Annotated in this window: 21 protein-coding genes and 1 other RNA gene; 12 read left to right on the top strand and 10 right to left on the bottom strand. The window is 51.8% G+C overall.

The window, feature by feature from the left end:
• Window positions 1-29 precede the first annotated feature (29 nt).
• From RIN69_RS16980 to smpB, 4 genes are all read right to left on the bottom strand, one after another.
• Complete coding sequence (locus RIN69_RS16980) at window positions 30-590, bottom strand: hypothetical protein (RefSeq protein WP_313853243.1); 561 nt, start codon at window positions 588-590, stop codon at window positions 30-32.
• A gap of 237 nt (window positions 591-827) precedes the next feature.
• The gene (locus RIN69_RS16975) at window positions 828-2,069 is read right to left on the bottom strand and encodes an integrase (RefSeq protein ID WP_313853242.1); all 1,242 of its coding nucleotides are present in this window, start codon (window positions 2,067-2,069) and stop codon (window positions 828-830) included.
• Between the two features lie 204 nt (window positions 2,070-2,273).
• Window positions 2,274-2,637, bottom strand: a transfer-messenger RNA (tmRNA) gene (ssrA, locus tag RIN69_RS16970).
• 49 nt (window positions 2,638-2,686) lie between these two features.
• Window positions 2,687-3,169, bottom strand: coding sequence for an SsrA-binding protein SmpB (gene smpB, locus RIN69_RS16965; protein ID WP_313853241.1), 483 nt, complete (start codon window positions 3,167-3,169; stop codon window positions 2,687-2,689).
• A 159-nt stretch (window positions 3,170-3,328) separates the two neighbouring features.
• Here smpB and RIN69_RS16960 point away from each other — a divergent pair, with 159 nt between their 5' ends.
• Together RIN69_RS16960 and RIN69_RS16955 are read left to right on the top strand one after the other, a co-directional pair.
• Window positions 3,329-3,763 (top strand): type II toxin-antitoxin system RatA family toxin, encoded by a 435-nt coding sequence (locus tag RIN69_RS16960; protein WP_313853240.1) that lies wholly within the window; start codon window positions 3,329-3,331, stop codon window positions 3,761-3,763.
• The gene (locus RIN69_RS16955; RefSeq protein ID WP_313853239.1) at window positions 3,756-4,055 is read left to right on the top strand and encodes an RnfH family protein; all 300 of its coding nucleotides are present in this window, start codon (window positions 3,756-3,758) and stop codon (window positions 4,053-4,055) included. The genes RIN69_RS16960 and RIN69_RS16955 overlap by 8 nt, the downstream gene beginning before the upstream one ends.
• Window positions 4,056-4,084: 29 nt before the next feature.
• Here RIN69_RS16955 and bamE read toward each other — a convergent pair whose 3' ends face one another.
• From bamE to nadK, 3 genes are all read right to left on the bottom strand, one after another.
• Window positions 4,085-4,432: an outer membrane protein assembly factor BamE gene (bamE, locus tag RIN69_RS16950; RefSeq protein WP_313853238.1), complete on the bottom strand. Its 348-nt coding sequence runs from the start codon at window positions 4,430-4,432 to the stop codon at window positions 4,085-4,087.
• Window positions 4,433-4,609: 177 nt separating this feature from the next.
• Window positions 4,610-6,271, bottom strand: a complete 1,662-nt coding sequence (recN, locus tag RIN69_RS16945) for a DNA repair protein RecN (RefSeq protein ID WP_313853237.1) — start codon at window positions 6,269-6,271, stop codon at window positions 4,610-4,612.
• Between the two features lie 87 nt (window positions 6,272-6,358).
• Complete coding sequence (gene nadK, locus RIN69_RS16940) at window positions 6,359-7,237, bottom strand: NAD(+) kinase (protein WP_313853236.1); 879 nt, start codon at window positions 7,235-7,237, stop codon at window positions 6,359-6,361.
• A 124-nt stretch (window positions 7,238-7,361) separates the two neighbouring features.
• Between nadK and grpE the strand changes: the two genes are divergently transcribed.
• Window positions 7,362-7,940: a nucleotide exchange factor GrpE gene (grpE, locus tag RIN69_RS16935; RefSeq protein ID WP_313853235.1), complete on the top strand. Its 579-nt coding sequence runs from the start codon at window positions 7,362-7,364 to the stop codon at window positions 7,938-7,940.
• 68 nt (window positions 7,941-8,008) lie between these two features.
• Here the strand turns inward: grpE and ung are convergent, their stop codons facing one another.
• Window positions 8,009-8,689: a uracil-DNA glycosylase gene (gene ung / locus RIN69_RS16930; RefSeq protein ID WP_313853234.1), complete on the bottom strand. Its 681-nt coding sequence runs from the start codon at window positions 8,687-8,689 to the stop codon at window positions 8,009-8,011.
• Between the two features lie 304 nt (window positions 8,690-8,993).
• Here ung and grcA point away from each other — a divergent pair, with 304 nt between their 5' ends.
• The gene (grcA, locus tag RIN69_RS16925; RefSeq protein ID WP_313853233.1) at window positions 8,994-9,377 is read left to right on the top strand and encodes an autonomous glycyl radical cofactor GrcA; all 384 of its coding nucleotides are present in this window, start codon (window positions 8,994-8,996) and stop codon (window positions 9,375-9,377) included.
• 244 nt (window positions 9,378-9,621) lie between these two features.
• Here the strand turns inward: grcA and srmB are convergent, their stop codons facing one another.
• Entirely contained in the window at window positions 9,622-10,947 is a 1,326-nt protein-coding gene (srmB, locus tag RIN69_RS16920) for an ATP-dependent RNA helicase SrmB (RefSeq protein WP_313853231.1), read from the bottom strand.
• Window positions 10,948-11,079: 132 nt separating this feature from the next.
• Between srmB and trmN the strand changes: the two genes are divergently transcribed.
• The gene (gene trmN / locus RIN69_RS16915) at window positions 11,080-11,817 is read left to right on the top strand and encodes a tRNA(1)(Val) (adenine(37)-N(6))-methyltransferase TrmN (RefSeq protein WP_313853230.1); all 738 of its coding nucleotides are present in this window, start codon (window positions 11,080-11,082) and stop codon (window positions 11,815-11,817) included.
• Here the strand turns inward: trmN and nadB are convergent.
• Window positions 11,810-13,420: an L-aspartate oxidase gene (gene nadB, locus RIN69_RS16910; protein ID WP_313853228.1), complete on the bottom strand. Its 1,611-nt coding sequence runs from the start codon at window positions 13,418-13,420 to the stop codon at window positions 11,810-11,812. The genes trmN and nadB overlap by 8 nt on opposite strands.
• Window positions 13,421-13,887: 467 nt before the next feature.
• On the opposite strand from nadB, the gene rpoE reads away from it, so the two are divergent.
• From rpoE to rnc, 7 genes are all read left to right on the top strand, one after another.
• Complete coding sequence (rpoE, locus tag RIN69_RS16905; protein WP_052901323.1) at window positions 13,888-14,463, top strand: RNA polymerase sigma factor RpoE; 576 nt, start codon at window positions 13,888-13,890, stop codon at window positions 14,461-14,463.
• 29 nt (window positions 14,464-14,492) lie between these two features.
• Complete coding sequence (rseA, locus tag RIN69_RS16900; RefSeq protein ID WP_313853227.1) at window positions 14,493-15,146, top strand: anti-sigma-E factor RseA; 654 nt, start codon at window positions 14,493-14,495, stop codon at window positions 15,144-15,146.
• Window positions 15,146-16,099, top strand: a complete 954-nt coding sequence (gene rseB / locus RIN69_RS16895) for a sigma-E factor regulatory protein RseB (protein WP_313853226.1) — start codon at window positions 15,146-15,148, stop codon at window positions 16,097-16,099. The genes rseA and rseB overlap by 1 nt, the downstream gene beginning before the upstream one ends.
• A complete protein-coding gene (gene rseC / locus RIN69_RS16890; protein WP_313853224.1) occupies window positions 16,096-16,560 on the top strand; it encodes a SoxR-reducing system protein RseC in 465 nt (154 codons plus the stop codon). The genes rseB and rseC overlap by 4 nt, the downstream gene beginning before the upstream one ends.
• 243 nt (window positions 16,561-16,803) lie before the next feature.
• Complete coding sequence (gene lepA / locus RIN69_RS16885) at window positions 16,804-18,603, top strand: translation elongation factor 4 (RefSeq protein WP_313853223.1); 1,800 nt, start codon at window positions 16,804-16,806, stop codon at window positions 18,601-18,603.
• Between the two features lie 12 nt (window positions 18,604-18,615).
• Window positions 18,616-19,590 (top strand): signal peptidase I, encoded by a 975-nt coding sequence (gene lepB, locus RIN69_RS16880; RefSeq protein WP_313853222.1) that lies wholly within the window; start codon window positions 18,616-18,618, stop codon window positions 19,588-19,590.
• 146 nt (window positions 19,591-19,736) lie between these two features.
• A complete protein-coding gene (gene rnc / locus RIN69_RS16875; RefSeq protein ID WP_313853221.1) occupies window positions 19,737-20,417 on the top strand; it encodes a ribonuclease III in 681 nt (226 codons plus the stop codon).
• The last annotated feature ends 53 nt before the right edge of the window (window positions 20,418-20,470 follow it).

Genomic DNA, 20,470 nt, shown 5'->3' with positions numbered 1-20,470 from the left:
TAGCAGTTACTGTGAGGGTAACCCCTTCATCAAATCGGGATACCCGTTTTGAAATCGAGCTTAAAAGATTCCCAGCCTCCTGGAGGATCCCACTCTCCCCGACCAAGCACCGTATCATTATCTATTGACGTAATGAGCACGCCATCAATAGCGCACTGACTCGATTTCCAGAGAATGCCAGCTGAAATATCAATCAAAAAAACGTGGCAGTAAGTGGTGACCAAAACCTGATCATGTAGCCTGTCAGAATGGATGTCAGGAACTGAATAAATATGGCCAACGTTATCATCTAGTGGATAGTTTCTGAACGAGCGAGTGACCATGTCAAAAACATAAAAGTGATCACCACAAATGATTGCCACGTGGGATTCATTCAGGAGAAATTCAGAAAAGGCGCTGGAAATCAGCCAGCCATCCTCATTTGCACGTACATACAACTGTAAAATCAGAATGGGCTCAGCATCCTTACTGATTAGCAGTCGCCGATCCATTTCTCCATTAGGGCCAAAAGGATTGACGTCGATGATCGAAACACTTTCCGTTTCATCACCGGGCGTAGGCTGTTCAAGATAGGTCGCTTTTAATGTCATTGAGCATCCAAAGTGTGACAGAAGAACTCATGCTACTTTACAAGCTGATGCCACGACAACACCGTAGTTGCCATATTGCGCTGACCAGCCCCCACAGATTAGTCATTCCGATGTCAGCTACGCCCGCTTCTGGCACAAACCAGACTGTCAGATTCGATTGCGATCTATCTACGATTACTCCAAGTCAGGTTTGAGCCAATGTACCTTTGCCGGTAAAACACTTGTCCAGCTAGAAACTCAGACCACAAGTTTTAACCCCGTTTTCCCGGTTTCAACAATGCTCCCGTTGTCGGCCTTACTAACAAAATCAGCCCACCACTGCATCATAGGACGACGTTGCTCAAGGTAATCACTGCGGTTGTAAGCGCGACGTACCTCATTTTTGTCCACATGAGCAAGTGCGGCCTCAATAACATCAGGCGGAAACCCTTGCTCATTGAGAGCTGTACTTGCGATAGAACGCAAGCCGTGAGATACGAGTACGCCTCCTAAACCGGCGCGCTTGAGTGCGGCATTAACTGTTTGGCTGTTCATCGGCTGGTTTGGCTTGATACGGCTGGGAAAGATAAATTCTCGATTTTCACTCAACGGCTTCATCATCTCCAATATCGCAATTGCTTCATCTGACAATGGAACAGTATGATCGCGGTTCATTTTCATGCGTGCGGCAGGAATCTTCCATTCTCGTGCTTCCAGGTCTACCTCTTCCCAGCGAGCTTCAGCCGCTTCGGCGGGGCGGGTGATTGTAAGAAGTTGCCACATGAACAGGCAGCGTGTGGAAAGGTTGATGCTGGCTGTTCGCATTGTCTGCATCAGTTGAGGTAGCTGATCCGGTCGAATGCTGGGCATGTTCTTTTTCTGAGGCTTCTCGAAGGCTTTACCGATATTAACGCTGGGAACAGCATCAATCAGCCCTGTGTTTTGGGCATAGATCATGACCTCATTAATGCGCTGGCACAGGCGACGAACGGTTTCCAGTGCTCCTCTGGCCTGAACCGGTTGGACGGCCTGAACCAGTGTGTGAGCTTTAATATCTGTAACGCTAATGTCGCCAATCGCGGGAAAAACATCTCTCTCAAGAGAGCGCCAGATATCGTCGGCATAGTCCTCTGTCACGCTGGCTTTCTTCACATTCCACCAACGTTCAGCCACGAGCTGGAAAGTATTGGTTTTAGCTTCCAGCGAACTGCGAAGTTGTTCTTGTTGATGTTCCTGAGGGTCGATTTCTTTCGCCAGAAGAGAACGAGACTCTGCGCGATAGTTTCTGGCATCGACAAGCGTAACTGACGGGTAGGGGCCTATGCTCTTCTTCGCACGTTTCTTGGTGACAGGGCGAATGTAGCGAAACTGCCAGATTTTACTCCCGCTAGATTTGATCAGTAGCTCAAGGCCATCGCCATCATAGAGAACGTAGTCCGCTTCCTTGGGTTTAGCAGATTCGATTTCTTTAACGGATAGAGGTTTGGTTTGTCTTGCCATTGCCGGGTTTCCATAGTTTTAGGCACCTCAAAAACAATAAAGCTTTATGAGGTGCCTAACAAGGTGCCTAAAAGGTTCGGATTTAATTAGTTGGCATCAGACTTCGCGGGACAAATTCAAGGCACAAAAAAGCCCGCAGGGCTTGCGCCGTGCGGGCTCTTAGGACTTCATCGGATGACTCTGGTAATCACCGATGGAGAATTTTGGTGGAGCTGGCGGGAGTTGAACCCGCGTCCGAAATTACTACACCGTCGGCACTACATGCTTAGTCCAATCTTTACATTCGCCTGTCAGCTGCGGATGGACACGCCACTAACAAACTAGCCTGATTAGATTTAACGCTTCAACCCCAGGCAGGATATTCACGCGATCTCTTTTGGATTTGACCTCTCTTGATCCCCGTCCTAAGAGCGGAGGCTAGGGAGAGAGGGCTCTGAGCAGGTTATTAAGCTGCTAGTGCGTAGTTTTCGTCGTTTGCGACTATTTTTTTGCGGCTTTTAACGAGGCAAACCGCCCCTCGGCATGCTCCTTGGGCTTCGCAAATCCCGTCGAATCCAGAATCAGCCCCAAGTACTGTGAAGCAGTATATCAGAAAAAGCAGTCGTTACACCAGAGGGTTAGCGATTTGCGTGTTTCATAATACGTGCTTTGTCTAACTTCCATTCGCGATCTTTGATGTCATCGCGCTTGTCGTGCTCTTTTTTACCTTTAGCCACGCCGATTTTTAGCTTGGCCCAGGCATTTTTCCAGTACATAGACAGCGCAACCACAGTATAGCCTTCGCGATTTACGCGGCCATACAGCGAATCCAGCTCGCGCTGTTTCAGCAGCAGCTTACGGCTGCGGGTTGGGTCACAGACCACGTGCGAAGATGCCACGCTCAGGGCCTGGAATGTTGAGCCAAACAGATAAGCCTCTCCATCGCGCAGCAGAATATAGCTGTCGCTGATGTTGGCCTTGCCGGCGCGGAGTGATTTGACTTCCCATCCTTGTAACGAAAGTCCTGCCTCGAACTCTTCCTCAATGGAATATTCATGGCGGGCACGTTTGTTCATGGCAATGGTAGCGGAACCGGGTTTATTTGCTTTTTTCTTTGTCATAGTGCGGCTTAGTCTACATCAAGCAGTGAATAATGGCATCCCCTGACCAAAACCAGTCGAGGAAATACGCTATTTTAGCACGCCATTGGCGGTAGAGAATTTTTGTTTGATGGCCGGGAATGATATTATTTACATGTTTTGAGATTAACAGGAATCGTTATGGCCCAGATTAGCCGTTCAGCACTTGTGCCCTATAGCGCTGAGCAGATGTACCAGTTAGTGAATGATGTCGATGCGTATCCCGAGTTTCTTCCGGGCTGCACCGGCAGCCGCGTGCTGGAGTCCGGTGATCATCAGATGACGGCAGCGGTTGATGTCTCTAAAGCCGGCATCAGTAAGACCTTTGTTACCCGCAATACGCTGACGGATAATCAGAGCATTAATATGCAGCTGGTTGATGGGCCATTTCGCAAGTTAACCGGTGGCTGGCGCTTCACCTCACTCAGCGAAGATGCCTGCAAGGTTGAACTCAACCTCGAGTTTGAATTCACCAATATGCTGGTTGAGCTGGCTTTTGGTCGTGTGTTTAAAGAGCTGGCCAGCAGTATGGTGCAAGCCTTTACCCTGCGGGCGAAAGAGGTTTATCGTGCCTGATATCGCGGTTGAGGTAGTGTACGCATTGCCCGAAAAACAGTATCAGCTTGCGGTAAAACTGGCTGAAGGTAGCACGGTGGAGCAGGCAATTCAGGCTTCAGGCGTCCTTGAGCTGCGTCGCGATATTGATCTTAGCGAAAACAAAGTCGGCATTTTTAGCCGGCCCGTTAAGCTGGGCGATGAGGTACAGGATGGCGATCGCATTGAGATTTATCGTCCATTGATCGCCGATCCGAAAGAGCTACGGCGCCAGCGAGCGGAACGAGCAGCAAAAAATAAAGGCGCCGGTTGAGCGCCTTTTTTTTTACTCGCCGCTGACAATCAGTTTTCGGGAGTGGTCAGCTTAGGTTTGTTATCAATGTTGGCCAGCGTACCGTTGCTGTCAAAAGTCAGCGTCAGGGTTTGCTGCTTCACCGGCTCATGGCCCGGCTGTTCACGAAACACGTAATACCAGGTATTGCTGCCAAACGGATCGCGCATCATCGGGGTACCCAGCGTGTAAGCAACTTGCTGTTGCGTCATGCCGGTATGAATTTTTGATACATCATTAGCAACCAGGTAATTGCCCTGGTTGATGTCTGGACGGTAAACCACTCGCTCCAGAGTGGAACAGCCAGCGGTCATCATCAGAAGTACCACTGCAGCAGCAGTCAGCGTTTTACAGCGCATTAATTGATTCCTTATTGGGGCTCGACGCCTTGCATGAGGCGACTTCACCCGGGTCACTAAGCCTTTTTAAGCTCTGGTTTCGCACATCGATAAGATGCCGATGATAATAAACCTTACCGCAGTTTGAAACCTTTACAGAGCAAGCTTATGACCACAGGAATAAAAAAAAGTGCTGGGTCATGCCGCTAAAAGCTCTTTAGCGTTCGCCAGGGTGTTGCGTGTAACCTCGCTTCCACCCAGTAAACGCGCCAGTTCTTGCAGGCGGGCACGCTTATCCAGCGCCTGCATATGCGTTTCTGTCACTGCGCCATCCGTTTCTTTACTGACAAAGAAGTGATGGTGGCCGCAACCGGCTACCTGCGGCAAATGCGTCACACACATTACCTGAGTCGATTCGCCAAGCTGACGCAGCATCTTGCCCACAACCGCAGCGGTAGGTCCACTGATTCCGACATCCACCTCATCAAAAATCAATGCCGGCGTATCCATTTTTTGCGCGGTAATTACCTGAATCGCCAGCGCAATACGGGAAAGTTCACCGCCAGACGCCACTTTCGCCAGAGGCTGCAATGGCTGCCCGGGGTTGGTGCTGACGCGAAAATCGATGCGATCGGCGCCATCGGCGGTCAGTTGTTCGGCGTTAAACTGAACATCGATCGCCAGTTTACCGTGCGGCATAGACAGGGCATGCATACTTTCAGTAATCAGCTGGCTGAGTTCGCTGGCATAATGTGCGCGGCGCTGATGCAGCTGCTGCGCGGTTTCCAGTGCCGCCTGGTGATGTAAGGCTACTGCGCCGGAGAGTTCTTCCTGATCGCTCTCCTGCTGCGATAACTGCTGCTGTTCTGCCAGCAACTGCTGATGGAAGACCGGCAGCTCCTCAGGCGTCACATGGTGTTTACGCGCCAGGTTAATCTGACGTGATAAGCGCTGTTCCAGTTCATACAGCCGGTTAGGATCGAGATCCAGACGGTCACAGTAATGGCGCAGTTCATCGCTGGCTTCACTGATCTGAATCGCGGCCTCTTCCAGCATAGTAAATACGCCGCTCAGTTTGTCATCCATGCTGATTAATTCACCCATCATCTGACGGGCGTTATACAGCTGACTTTGCAGATTGCTGTCATCGCCGTCGGCGAGTAACTGAAGGGTTTGCTGGCTGATGGACAACAGCTGCCCGCTGTTGGCTAAGCGCTTATACTCTTCGTCGATATTTTCATACTCACCGGCTACTGGCGCAAACTCATTCAGCTCTTTCAGCTGATATTGCAGCAGTTCGCGACGTGCTTCGCGTTCCTGTGCCAGTTGCTGATGACGTGCAAGCTCGCGGCAGCTCTGATGCCAGAGGCGATAACGTGCCGCCATGGCTTGCGTCAGCAGGCTTTCATCGGCGTAAGCATCCAGCAGATGTTTCTGATAATCGGGTTTTAACAGCAGCTGATGAGCGTGCTGACCGTGAATCTGAATCAGCAACTGACCAAGATCACGCAGCTGAGAGAGCGGCACAGAGGTGCCATTGATAAAGCCACGCGAGCGACCATCACTGCTGATTACCCGGCGCAGCAAGCATTCACTGCCTTCATCCAGCTGGTTTTCTTCCAGCCAGCGCTGCGCCGATGGCGTGTCTTTCAGTGAGAAGCGCGCACAGATATCTGCTCGCGCCGCTTGCTGGCGCACCATATCTGCTTCAGCACGACCGCCGAGGCAGAGGCCGAGGGCATCGATAGCAATCGATTTACCCGCGCCGGTCTCGCCGGTGATCGCCGTCATGCCACGTTGAAAATCAATCTCCAGCTCACGAACGATAGCAAAGTTACTGATGGTCAGTTGTGCCAGCATAATTATTTTCCTGTATACAAACACAGATATGGGTTTTCATACAGTATAAACTGGTTTTATATACAGTAAAGTGGCTGGGGACGATTTTTAAAACAATTTTTTCGACCAGCCAAGCTTTGAGCTAAGGGTATTGAAATAATTGTAGTTTTTAGGATGAATCAAGTTGAGCCGATAATCGCTGCGGCGGATCAGCACATCGTCACCTTCCTGAATGGGCAGTGCAATCTGGCTATCACAGCTAATTTCCAGGTCGTTGCGCATATGGGAAAAACGCAGGCGAATAGTGCTGCTGCTGTTAATCACCAGCGGCCGGGCCGACAGCGTATGCGGAAACATCGGCACCAGCGCGATAGCATCCAGTGACGGGGTCAGAATCGGCCCGCCTGCCGACAGCGAATACGCGGTTGAGCCGGTTGGCGTTGAGATAATCAGGCCGTCTGAGCGCTGAGAGAAGGCAAAGTTTTCATCAATATAAACTTCAAATTCAATCATATGCGCTACTTTACCCGGATGCAGCACCACTTCATTGATGGCAGTACCAATGCGCGGAGCATTATCTTTTCTGCATACCTGTGCTTCCAGCAGAAAGCGGCTTTCAACGATATACTGGCCTTCCAGTACATCGGCGAGCTGCTGTTGGGCGTTATCCGGATCGAGATCGGTCAGAAATCCTAAGTTACCCCGGTTAATGCCGATCACTTTGATGTCGTAACGCGCCAGTACCCGTGCGGCGCCCAGCATATTACCGTCACCGCCAACCACCACCGCCAGATCGGCGCGTTGGCCAATTTCCGCCAGCGTGCCGGTTTCCACATTTTCCAGCGCCAGTTCACGGGCAATCTGCTGCTCGATTATCACTTCATAGCCTTTTGCCGTTAGCCAGCGATAGAGCATTTCATGCGTCGTCAGAGCGGTTGGATGGCGTGGATGGCCGACAATTCCAATGCAGTTGAAATGATTGTTCATTATGCTGGTATTCCTCTGGGGGATATTCTGCCCCGACAATGTGACTGGCTTCCCTTGAAACCGCGATTCTGATCCCCATAATAAGCGAACCAGCGAGATGAATGTGCAAAACGCGGAGAAATTCATGAGTAGTAAAGAACAGAACACACCAAACGAGCAAGTCTCAGATGAGATTGAGATGGAACAAATGAAAAATCAGGCGGATACAGCAAACGAGGTGGACCCGCGTGATGAGCGTATCGCTCAGCTTGAAGCTGAACTGGCGATTTCTCAGGGCGGCGTGCGTGAAGCACAGCTGCGTGCGCAGGCAGAAATTGAGAATATTCGTCGTCGCACCGAGCTGGACGTCGAGAAAGCGCACAAATTTGCACTGGAAAAATTTGCTAACGAATTACTGCCGGTAATCGATAGTCTTGAGCGTGCGCTGGAGCTGGCGGATAAAGCCAACCCTGAGCTGGCTGCGATGATCGAAGGTATCGAACTGACGCTGAAGTCACTGCTTGATGCGGTGCGTAAATACGGCGTTGAAGTGGTTGGCGATATCAATGTGCCGTTCAACCCGGAAGTTCACCAGGCGATGTCAATGATGGAGTCTGAAGATGTGGCACCTAATCACGTACTGATGGTGATGCAGCGTGGTTACACGCTTAATGGCCGTCTGTTACGTCCGGCGATGGTTGCCGTCGCGAAAGCCAAATCCTGAATGCTTTAGTGGCTGATGCTGTCGGCCATGATGATTTAACGAAAAAGCACCGATATCGGTGCTTTTTTTTATGCCGGCAGATAAGGCGTCCAGTCGATTGGGGTTTCACCCCGCTGGCTAAGATAAGCATTAGTTTTTGAGAAGTGGCCGCACCCCAGAAAACCGCGATGTGCCGACAGTGGCGAAGGGTGAGGAGCCTGCAACACGTGATGGCGCTGACGATCGATAATGCTGCCTTTTTTCTGCGCGTGTGAACCCCACAGCAAAAACACCACGCCTTCACGATGCTGATTAATGGCCGCAATTACGTTATCCGTGAAGGTTTCCCAGCCAAAGCGTGCATGGGAGTGCGCCTTGCCACCTTCAACGGTCAGCACGGTGTTCAGCAACATCACACCTTGTGTTGCCCAGCTTTCCAGAAAGCCGTGAGTGGGGCGCTCAAAACCTTCGATATCAGTCACCAGCTCTTTGTACATATTGACCAGCGAGGGCGGAACCGCCACGCCAGGCAGTACTGAGAAGGCTAAACCGTGCGCCTGGTTCGGCCCGTGATAGGGATCCTGGCCCAGAATGACCACTTTAATTGCGCCCAGTTCCGTCAGGCGAAACGCATTAAACACATTTTTTTGCGGTGGATAGATGGTTTTGCCCGCCGCCCGCTCGTTGGCTACTGCGCTAAGCGTTTCGATGAAATAGGGCTTTTGCTTTTCTTCTGCCAGCACATCGTGCCAGGTTAATGCGTTGACCATAACATTCTCCCTTAGGGCCTGTTTGAACAGGCTGACTCCAGTTTGATGGCGTAGTTTAACGTTTATCGACAGCAGGCAAAAATTTAAAAATTAGTTGAAATTTACAAAAATAATCATAAATCGCTATGGGCTGAATAGTGATGTAAATCATAAAGTTGACTAAAACAGCCGCTGAAGTTCGGCCTATAGATTGATTTATATCAAGGCTGCATGGCGGCGCAGTTGATATAAACCTTAGTAATGTCAATTTAATCAAACCGTCGCTGGCCGCGATGCCAGCGCTGAAACGCCTGGGAGGCACGACATGATTACTGGAATTCAAATCACTAAAGCTAACGATAGTGCACTGCTGAACTCTTTCTGGTTGCTGGATGATGAAAAAGCAGAGGCGCGCTGCGTGTGCGCAAAAGCAGGCTACAGCGAAGATCAACTGGTTTCGCTGAGCGATCTTGGCCAGATTGAGTATCGCGAAGTTCCGCTGGAAGTTAAGCCGGAAGTACGCGTGGAAGGTGGGCAACATCTGAACGTTAACGTGCTGCGCCGTGAGACGCTGGAAGACGCGGTTAAGCATCCGGAAAACTATCCGCAGCTGACCATTCGTGTTTCTGGCTATGCGGTGCGTTTTAACTCGCTGACCCCTGAGCAGCAGCGTGACGTGATTGCGCGTACTTTTACCGAAAGCTTGTAACAGTAACAACAGAAAAAGGAGCCTTCTGGCTCCTTTTTTATTGTGTAGTACAAACTGTCATCAGTCTGCTGGCAGGTTTATATGTTATAAATCATTATGATATAAGTAAGTATATCCTGCGTATCATCCTGTGAATTAGATTTATCCCTGCCGGGGCCTCTACAGGCTTGCAAAACCCTTAATTCAGTACGTATCGATAAAGAAAAACCGCCTTATAAGGCGGTTTATTTGTTAAGCGGTGCGATTATTCGGCATTATCAGTTTTGACTTCGCTGCTTGGTTTGCGGCGCTTTCCGATATTTTTAGTATCACGGTGACGATTCTTAACGCGCGGTTTCGTCTCTTCGCTGGCTTTTTTCTCTTTACGCTTCTCTAATACTTTTTTCGATGGCTTGCCTTTCAGCTTCTCACTTGGCACACGCGTGGTCGGGCGCAGCTCATCAATGGTACGAGATTTCAGCGGCTCATCGATATAGCGGGCAATTTTGCCCAGCAACAGGTGATCGTGGGCTTCAACCAGCGACAGCGCCGTGCCTTTCTTACCGGCGCGGCCGGTACGGCCAATACGGTGCAGATAGGTATCGGCAGTGCGCGGCATATCAAAGTTAAATACGTGACTGATGTTATCAATATCAATCCCGCGCGCGGCGATGTCGGTGGCAACCAGCACGTTCACCCGGCCTTCGCTCAGACGCTTAAAGGCTTCGTTGCGCTTCGCCTGAACCATCTCGCCTTCAAGATAGCTGGTATTGATACCTGCTTCACGCAGCCAGCCGCACAGTTCATGCACGCGGTCGCGTTTACGCACGAAGACAATAGAGCGCGTCACTTCCGGTTGCTTCAGCAGATGAATCAGCAGCGCGGTTTTATGTTTAATGTCGTCAGCGCGATAGTACCATTGCAGGATTTTTTTGCGTTCGCGCCGCGCCGGATCGGCTTCTACTTCTACCGGCTCATTCAGAATACGTTTGGCGAACTCCGTGACCGCTTCGCTTTCCAGCGTGGCTGAAAACAGCATGGTCTGTTTGCGCCAGCGGGTCTCGGCCGCGATGGTTTCGATATCCTGCGCGAAGCCCATGTCCAGCATGCGGTCAGCTTCATCGAGGATCAGCGTTTCAACCGCGCGACAATCAAAATTCTCTTCTTTAATGTATTGCAGCAGGCGTCCGGTGGTGGCGACCACCACATCCTGGTTTTCGCTGAACACTTCCGCGTGGTTCATAAACGCCACGCCGCCCGTGATGGTAGCAATATCCAGATGGGTATTTTTCGCCAGTTCACGTGCCTGTTCGGCAACCTGCATCGCCAGTTCGCGCGTTGGCGTCAGCACCAGAATACGCGGCGGGCCGGATTTTTTACGCGGAAAGTCGAGCAGATGCTGCAATGCCGGTAGCAAGAAGGCAGCCGTTTTTCCGGTGCCGGTTGGCGCCGAACCTAAAACATCACGGCCCTCCAGCGCGGGCGGAATTGCTGCTGCCTGGATCGCGGTTGGGCGAGTGAAGCCTTTTTCCTGCAGGGCACCCAGCAGGCTTTCATCAAGTTCGAGTTCGGAAAAAGTGGTTACAGTCATGTTCTACCTCAGTTTGGGGCGCTGATTATAGACAGATTGAACACGATCTTCATCTGTTTGTGTTCAGTTGATGACTTTTCTCAAGCCTTATATTGTCCTATGCTAGCGCCGTTTCCACTTCAGGTCAGTGTTATGTCTCAACAAAAGGCTACTTTGCGCGCCAACGGTTTTACTTTTAAACAATTTTTTGTCGCTCACGATCGTTGTGCAATGAAAGTCGGCACTGACGGCGTTTTACTGGGAGCCTGGGCACCGGTAGCCGGTGTGAAGCGGGTACTGGATATTGGCTGCGGCAGTGGCCTGATTGCGCTGATGCTGGCGCAGCGCACCGGACAAAGCGTGATGGTGGATGGCGTCGAGCTGGATGCGGAAGCAGCATCGCAGGCGCAGGAAAACTGCGCGGCTTCGCCGTGGGCCACGCGGCTGTCCATTTATCAGCAGGATATCAGCCAGTGGGCCAGTCAGTGTCAGTGGCGCTATTCCCTGATCGTCAGCAATCCGCCTTATTTTGCGGCAGGATCGGCCTGTGCGTCACCCGAGCGGGCCGCCGCGCGCTATACCGATACGCTAGATCACCCGACTTTATTAAGTTGCGCCGAGTCGTTAATCGACGAGGACGGCTTTTTTTGCGTGGTGCTGCCAGCGGATGTCGGCAACCGCTTTGTAGAGATGGCCTGCGAGCGCGGCTGGTTTTTACGCTATCGCACCGATATCGCGGATAATGAAACCCGGCCGCCGAATCGGGTCATGCTGGCATTGTCGCCGAAGTCGGGTGAACAATTTTACGACAGCATGGTGATTCGTGGGCCAGACCAGCGCTATTCAGAAGCGCATTGCAGTCTGACCCGGGATTTTTACCTGTTCAGATAGCCTCAGGTTGTAATATGGTCGGTAGCGCTTGCGCCAGCTGGTTGGGGTAGTCGAGGGTGAAATGCAGGCCCCGGCTCTCTTTACGCGCCATTGCGCAGCGCACCATCAGCTCTGCCACCTGTACCAGATTACGCAGTTCCAGCAGATTGTTGGAAATGCGGAAATTGGCGTAATACTCGTCGATTTCCTGTTGCAGGGTGGTAATGCGGCGCAGCGCTCGCTCCAGCCGTTTGCTGGTGCGGACAATGCCCACATAGTCCCACATAAACAGCCGTAGCTCATGCCAGTTATGCTGAATCACTACCCGTTCGTCAGAATCATCCACCCGACTTTCATCCCATGCCGGTAATTCGTTTACCGTTGCGATTTGCGGCAGGCGTTGCATGATATCTTCTGCCGCTGACCAGCCGTACACCAGACACTCCAGCAGCGAGTTGGATGCCATGCGATTTGCGCCATGCAGGCCGGTGTAACTCACTTCACCAATGGCATACAGCCCGTCGACATCGGTGCGGCCATGTTGGTCGACCATTACGCCGCCACAGGTATAGTGGGCGGCAGGGACGATGGGAATCGGCTGGCTGGTCAGGTCAAAGCCCAGCGTCAGCAGTTTTTCATAGATGGTCGGGAAGTGGGCGCGGACAAAATCGGCCGGCTGGTGGCTGATGTCAAGATACATACAGTCAGCGCCGAGGCGTTTCATTTCATGATCGATGGCACGCGCGACGATATCACGCGGCGCCAGTTCCCCACGGGGATCAAAATCCGGCATAAAACGCGTACCGTCCGGGCGTTTTAGCCAGGCGCCTTCGCCACGCAGCGCTTCGGTCAGCAAAAAGTTGCGTGCCTGCGGATGGAACAGGCAGGTAGGGTGGAACTGATTAAACTCAAGATTGGCGACCCGACAGCCGGCACGCCAGGCCATGGCGATTCCGTCTCCGGAGGCGACGTCCGGGTTGGTCGTGTACTGATACACCTTGGCGGCACCGCCGGTCGCCAGCACCACTGAACCGGCGCGCAGGGTTTCCACTTTTTCGCGATTACGGTTCCAGATATAAGCACCGACGACCCGGCGCGGACCGGCGATGCCGATTTTATCTGAGACGATCAGATCGACCGCATTGCTGCGTTCGATAATATGAATATTCGGGTGACTGAGTGCCTGGCTGACCAGCGTGGTTTCGACCGCTCTGCCGGTGGCGTCGGCGCTGTGCAGAATGCGGCGATGACTGTGGCCGCCTTCACGCGTCAGATGATAGTGCTGCTCGCCATTGGCGCGGGTTTCGGTATCGAAGGCGACGCCATTGTCTATCAGCCACTGTACGCAGTGGCGCGCATTAGTGGCGATAAACGACACCGCCTCGCGGTCGCACAGGCCATCGCCGGCAATCAGCGTATCTTCGATATGCGATTCAATGCTGTCGGCTTCGTCGAACACGGCGGCAATGCCGCCCTGCGCATACAGCGTTGAGCCTTCGTTCACCGGCCCTTTACTCAGCACGGTAACCTGATGCTTCGCGGCCAGCCGTAATGCCAGTGACAGCCCGGCGGCGCCGCTGCCTATAATCAATACGTCACAGCTGTAGTCGGTCGAATGGGTCATGGTGTTTAATTTACTAAACAGGTTGTTTGCTGAGCATAACACTCAATTTCAGCAGGAAAAAAGTCTTTTTTCTGAGCTTTCGACGCGTGCTGCTGATGAGCTTGCTATTCTGAGGTTTGTGATTCGTCGCTTTTACCTCAGCTTTAGCCGTGCTCTGTTTATTATTGCGAACTTTAGCGAATAAACGGCTTTTAGAGATGAAAAGCGCGGCTTCATGCGTTACTCTGCGGGCGTCCGTCGGGATTCATATCAGGTTGAGATGTGAAAGGAATGGTGGTGGCATACACTTCATGAGAAAGCAAAATAACCATCCGAAGTGTTAAAAAACCCGGCGGTACGACTAATATGATGGTGTAAATGAACTTACGACAGAATGGTTACTCTAAGCGAGTGCTTGCTCAGAAAGTTGAGTCATTGCTGGTATTTCAGTTACGCGTGGAGACAAATTTGGGGAGACATTACCTCGGATGAGCGAGCAGTTAACGGATCAGGTTCTCGTCGAGCGAGTGCAGAATGGAGATCAGAAGTCATTCAATTTACTGGTTGTTCGTTACCAGCATAAAGTGGCAAGCCTGGTTTCGCGCTACGTTCCATCGGGCGATGTGCCTGATGTGGTGCAAGAATCATTCATCAAAGCGTATCGCGCACTGGAGTCATTCCGTGGCGATAGCGCATTTTATACCTGGCTGTACCGCATCGCGGTGAATACAGCGAAGAACTATTTGGTTGCTCAGGGGCGTCGTCCGCCATCCAGTGACGTGGATGCCATCGATGCTGAAAACTTCGAAAGTGCAGGTGCGTTGAAAGAAATTTCGAACCCTGAGAACTTAATGTTGTCTGAAGAATTGAAACAGATAGTTTTTCGTACCATTGAGTCACTCCCTGAAGACCTGCGTATGGCGATAACGCTACGTGAGTTGGATGGCCTGAGCTATGAAGAGATAGCGGCTATAATGGATTGTCCGGTGGGTACGGTACGTTCACGCATCTTTCGTGCGCGTGAAGCTATCGATAATAAAGTTCAACCGCTTATCCAACGTTAGCGATAACGGACACAGGAAGGTACTAAGGCATGCAGAAAGAAAAACTTTCCGCTTTAATGGACGGTGAGGCTTTGGATAACGAAGTTTTATCCGCATTGTCTAAAGACGCCACACTGCAACAAAGCTGGGAAAGCTATCATCTTATCCGCGACACTTTGCGTGGCGATGTCGGAGAGGTTGTGCATTTTGATATTGCAGCACGCGTTGCTGCGGCCATCGAAAATGAGCCTGTTCGTAAAGTCACTACACTGATTCCGGAAGTGCAGCCCAAGCCTGAACGCTGGGAAAAAATGCCATTCTGGGCCAAAGTGCGTCCGTGGGCCGCGCAAATCACTCAGGTGGGGGTTGCGGCATGTGTCTCACTGGCGGTTATCGTCGGTGTGCAGCACTATAACCAACCACAGCAGGATGGTAGCCAGCAATCTGAATCTCCGGTATTCAATACTTTACCGATGATGGGGAAAGCCTCTCCGGTGAGCCTTGGCGTGCCGGCCGACAATGCGAATGCCTCTAATGCGCCTCAGCAGGTGCAGGAACAGCGTCGTCGGGTCAATGCGTTGTTGCAGGATTATGAATTGCAACGCCGTTTGCACTCAGAGCAGCTGCAGTTTGAACAGAACACGCCACAGCAAGCGGCTGTTCAGGTTCCAGGAAATCAGTCTTTAGGAATTCAACAGCAGTAATGAAGCAATTCTGGTGTGCCGTCAGCCTTATGGCTGGTAGCCTGTTGTATTCATCTGTCGCCCCGGCACAAACCACGTCCGGGGCGCTATTACAGCAGATGGAGCAGGCTAGTCAGTCTCTCAATTACGAACTTGCCTATATCAACGTCTCCAGACTGGGGATCGAATCGCTACGTTATCGCCATGCGGTTATCGACGAAAAAGTCTTTGCACAGCTGTTGCAGATGGACGGACCGCGTCGTGAAATCATTCAGCGTGGTAACGATATTAGCTATTTCGAACCCGGCCTTGAGCCTTTCACCCTGGCAGGGTCGCATATTATTGATTCGTTGCCGTCAGTGGTTAATGCCGATTTCCAGAAATTAACTGACAGCTATGACTTTATCGCCGTCGGCCGTACGCGTATTGCCGATCAGATGTGTGAAGTGATTCGTATCGTGGCACGCGATGGCACGCGCTACAGCTATATTGTCTGGATGGACAGCGAAACTAAGCTGCCATTGCGCGTTGACTTACTGGATCGTGACGGTGAGACACTGGAACAGTATCGCGTGGTGAGCTTTGCGGTTGATGAAGGTGTGCGTAACCTGATGCAGGGGCTGGAAAAAGCCAGCCTGCCGCCATCGCTTTCGGTTCCTGCGATGGAAAAGGTAACGCTGAACTGGAAACCAGACTGGTTGCCGGGCGGTATGAAGCAGATTTCCCAGAGTCGCCGTACGATTCCATCGCTGAATAAACCCGTTGAATCACGGCTTTACTCTGATGGTCTGTTTAGTTTCTCGATTAATATCAGCCCGGCCGATAAAAGCAGTTCTGCGCAGCTATTGCGCACAGGACGTCGTACGGTGCAGACTGTAGTGCGCGATAATGCTGAAATTACCGTGGTCGGTGAGCTTCCGCCATCAACCACTAAACGCATTGCTGACAGTATTGATTTTGGAACCAAACGATGATGAGAGAATGGGCCACGGTGGTTTCGTGGCAAGACGGAATCGCTACGCTACATTCCGAGATTAAAACCTCATGTAACAGTTGCTCAGCGCGTAAGGGCTGTGGCAGCCATATGCTGAATAAACTTGGGCCGAAAAATGCCCATGTGATGCATATTGCCAGCGAAAAGCCGCTGCAAGCCGGGCAGCGTATCGAGCTGGGTATCAAAGAGAGCAGCCTGCTGGGATCGGCACTGCTGGTGTATATGACGCCATTACTGGGGTTATTTGTGCTGGCCGGTGTGTTTCAGAGTCTGTTCCACAGCGATCTGGCGGCGGCGGTTGGCGCATTGCTGGGGGGTATCGGTGGTTTTATCGTAGCGAAAGGAATTTCCAGCCGTTTTGGTGACCGTGAAGCCTTCCAGCCGGTTATTTTAAGCGTTTCTTTACCGCCTGATATTCTGCGCGTTGAGAGTGAGGTTTAGCTGGCCGAAGCCGCTGTAGCGGCGGCCAGTTATCGATTACAGCCCGCAATTTCCCCCCCAATCCTGCTAAAAATTCCTCAACTTGCTTTTTCTTACGTTTATCGCTTGCTGACGATGATTCCACGACTCTGATATGTAGTGTAGAATGCAGCCTTTCGGACAAAAGTCCGCCTGTGAAATGATACTCTCCAGGATTTCCCGTCGCGAGAGTTCCAGAATTTGTAAGGCAGAAAAGTCTCCATAATGAAGCACATACGAAATTTCTCCATCATCGCTCACATTGACCACGGTAAATCGACGCTTTCTGACCGTCTGATTCAAATCTGTGGCGGTTTGACCGAGCGCGAAATGGCTGCGCAGGTTCTGGATTCAATGGATTTAGAACGTGAGCGTGGCATTACGATTAAAGCGCAGAGCGTAACGCTCGATTACAAAGCACTGAACGGTGAAACTTACCAGCTCAATTTTATCGATACGCCGGGCCACGTTGACTTCTCTTATGAGGTTTCGCGTTCGCTGGCCGCTTGTGAAGGCGCGTTATTGGTGGTTGATGCAGGACAGGGCGTTGAAGCTCAGACCCTGGCGAACTGCTACACCGCTATGGAAATGGATCTGGAAGTGGTGCCGGTGCTGAATAAGATCGATCTGCCAGCGGCCGATCCCGATCGCGCTGCTCAGGAAATCGAAGATATCGTCGGTATCGATGCCACCGATGCGGTGCGCTGTTCTGCGAAAACCGGCGTTGGCGTACCGGAAGTGCTGGAACGTTTAGTGCGTGATATTCCGGCGCCGGAAGGTGATGCGGATGCGCCACTGCAGGCGCTGATCATCGACTCATGGTTCGATAACTACCTTGGCGTGGTTTCACTGGTGCGTATTAAAAACGGCACCATGCGCAAAGGCGACAAAATTAAAGTGATGAGCACCGGTCAGGTGTATAACGCCGATCGTCTGGGTATTTTTACCCCGAAACGTGTTGATCGCGATGTGCTGAACTGTGGCGAAGTAGGCTGGCTGGTCTGTGCGATCAAAGACATTCTCGGTGCGCCAGTGGGCGATACCCTGACTCAGTCGCGTAATCCAGCGGATAAAGCACTGCCTGGCTTTAAAAAAGTGAAGCCGCAGGTGTATGCCGGTCTGTTCCCAATCAGCTCTGACGATTATGAAGCCTTCCGCGATGCGCTCGGCAAACTGAGCCTGAATGACGCTTCACTGTTCTATGAGCCAGAAAGCTCTACCGCGCTGGGGTTCGGCTTCCGCTGTGGCTTCCTCGGCTTGTTGCATATGGAGATCATTCAGGAGCGTCTGGAACGTGAATACGATCTGGACCTGATCACCACCGCACCGACGGTGGTGTATGAAGTGGAAACCACCAGCGGTGAAACGGTGTACGTTGACAGCCCGTCGAAGCTGCCAGCGCTGAATAACATCGCTGAACTGCGTGAACCGATTGCAGAGTGTCATATGCTGCTGCCGCAGGAGTTCCTCGGTAACGTGATTACTCTGTGTATCGAGAAGCGCGGCGTGCAGACCAATATGGTTTATCACGGCAACCAGGTGGCACTGACTTATGAAATTCCGATGGCGGAAGTGGTTCTCGACTTCTTTGACCGTCTGAAATCGACCTCACGCGGTTATGCGTCGCTCGATTACAACTTTAAGCGTTTCCAGACTTCTGACATGGTACGTGTCGACGTACTGATCAACGCCGAACGTGTTGATGCGCTGGCGTTGATTACCCACCGCGAAAACTCGCAGTATCGTGGCCGTGAGCTGGTGGAAAAAATGAAAGATCTGATTCCACGTCAGCAGTTTGATATCGCTATTCAGGCGGCGATTGGCACGCACATTATTGCCCGTTCAACCGTTAAGCAGTTGCGTAAAAACGTGCTGGCCAAGTGCTACGGCGGCGACGTCAGTCGTAAGAAGAAACTGTTGCAGAAACAGAAAGACGGTAAGAAACGTATGAAGCAGGTCGGTAACGTTGAACTGCCTCAGGAAGCGTTCCTCGCTATTCTGCACGTCGGAAAAGATAGCAAATAAGGAAATCGGTTAATGGCTAATACTTTCGCCCTGATCCTGGCACTGGCAACGTTGGTGACCGGCATCATCTGGTGTATCGATAAGTTCAAATGGGCGCCTGCGCGCCGTGCGAAGCAGGCTGAGGTGCGGGCGCAAACCGGCACCGCTGTCGATGAAAAAACGCTGGCCAAAGTGGCTAAACAGCCGGGTTGGGTCGAAACGGCAGCCTCGGTATTTCCGGTGCTGGCAGTGGTATTTATTGTGCGTTCGTTTGTTTACGAACCCTTTCAGATCCCTTCCGGTTCAATGATGCCAACTTTGCTGATCGGTGATTTTATTCTGGTGGAGAAATTTGCCTACGGAATTAAAGATCCGATCACCCAGACTACGCTGATCCCGACCGGGCATCCGAAACGTGGTGATGTTGCGGTGTTTAAATACCCTAAACAGCCGAGTGTGGATTATATTAAACGGGTAATCGGCGTGCCTGGTGACCGTGTCAGCTACGATCCGGACAGCAAAACGCTGACGATTAATCCGGCCTGTGATAATGGCCAGCCTTGCGACAAAGCGCTGGCGGTGACTTACACCGACGTGCAGCCAAGCGGCTTTATTCAGACCTTCAGCGGTTTTGATGGCAATGAATCCGGCAGCGGATTCTTCCAGGTACCGCAGGGCGAATCGATGAAGGGTGGCCTGCGCCTTGCCACGCGTGAAGAAACGCTGGGTGACGTGAAGCACAACATTCTGATGACGCTTCAAGTGCCAAGCCAGCCAGACGCGTACTATCGTCAGCCGGGTCAGCCACAGTCAACGTGGGTGGTGCCGCAGGGCCAGTACTTTATGATGGGCGATAACCGCGATAACAGCGCAGACAGCCGTTATTGGGGCTTCGTTCCGGAGAAGAATCTGGTCGGTAAAGCGACGGCGATCTGGATGAGCTTTGAGAAGCAAGAAGGTGAGTGGCCGACCGGCGTGCGTTTAAGTCGTATTGGCGGTATTCATTAATTGCGCCCGCAATGATGCGGGCAACAAAGATTTAAAGGTTGGCTTCCTGCGGGAAGCCACTGCAAACGAAACTGTTTAGTGTTGGTCTTTCAGTCAGCCCTGTTCCGTGTGCAGAATAATTGACGCATTCTTGAAATTGGTAACGCATGAACCCCATCGTAATTAACAGGCTGCAGCAAAAGCTGGGCTACACTTTTACTCATCAGGAATTATTGCAGCAGGCATTAACCCACCGTAGCGCCAGCAGCAAACACAATGAAAGACTCGAATTCCTGGGTGATTCCATTCTTAGTTATGTGATTGCCAATGCCCTTTATCACCGTTTTCCGCGGGTTGATGAAGGTGATATGAGTCGTATGCGCGCCACTCTGGTGCGGGGAAATACCCTGGCGGAGATGGCACGCGAGTTTGATCTCGGTGAGTGCTTACGCCTTGGGCCGGGTGAACTTAAAAGCGGCGGCTATCGTCGTGAGTCGATTCTGGCGGATACCGTCGAAGCATTGATTGGCGGCGTCTTCCTGGATAGCAATATCCAGACTGTCGAGCAGCTGATTCTGAACTGGTATCAGTCGCGTCTCGACCAGATTAGCCCGGGCGACAAACAGAAAGATCCAAAAACGCGTCTGCAGGAGTATCTGCAGGGTCGTCATCTGCCGCTGCCATCCTATTTGGTGGTGCAGGTACGTGGCGAAGCGCATGACCAGGAATTTACTATTCACTGTCAGGTTAGCGGTATGGCAGAACCGGTGGTGGGCACCGGATCAAGCCGTCGCAAAGCTGAACAGGCAGCGGCCGAACAGGCGCTGATCAAGCTGGGACTTGAATAGGTGAATAACAAACTAAAATCAGCTGCCAGTCAGGCGCTGATCAAGCCAGGACT

It is taken from the genome of Winslowiella toletana, assembly GCF_032164335.1.
Classification (GTDB): Bacteria; Pseudomonadota; Gammaproteobacteria; order Enterobacterales; family Enterobacteriaceae; genus Erwinia; species Erwinia toletana_A.
This window is presented reverse-complemented; position numbering and strand designations above follow the sequence as displayed.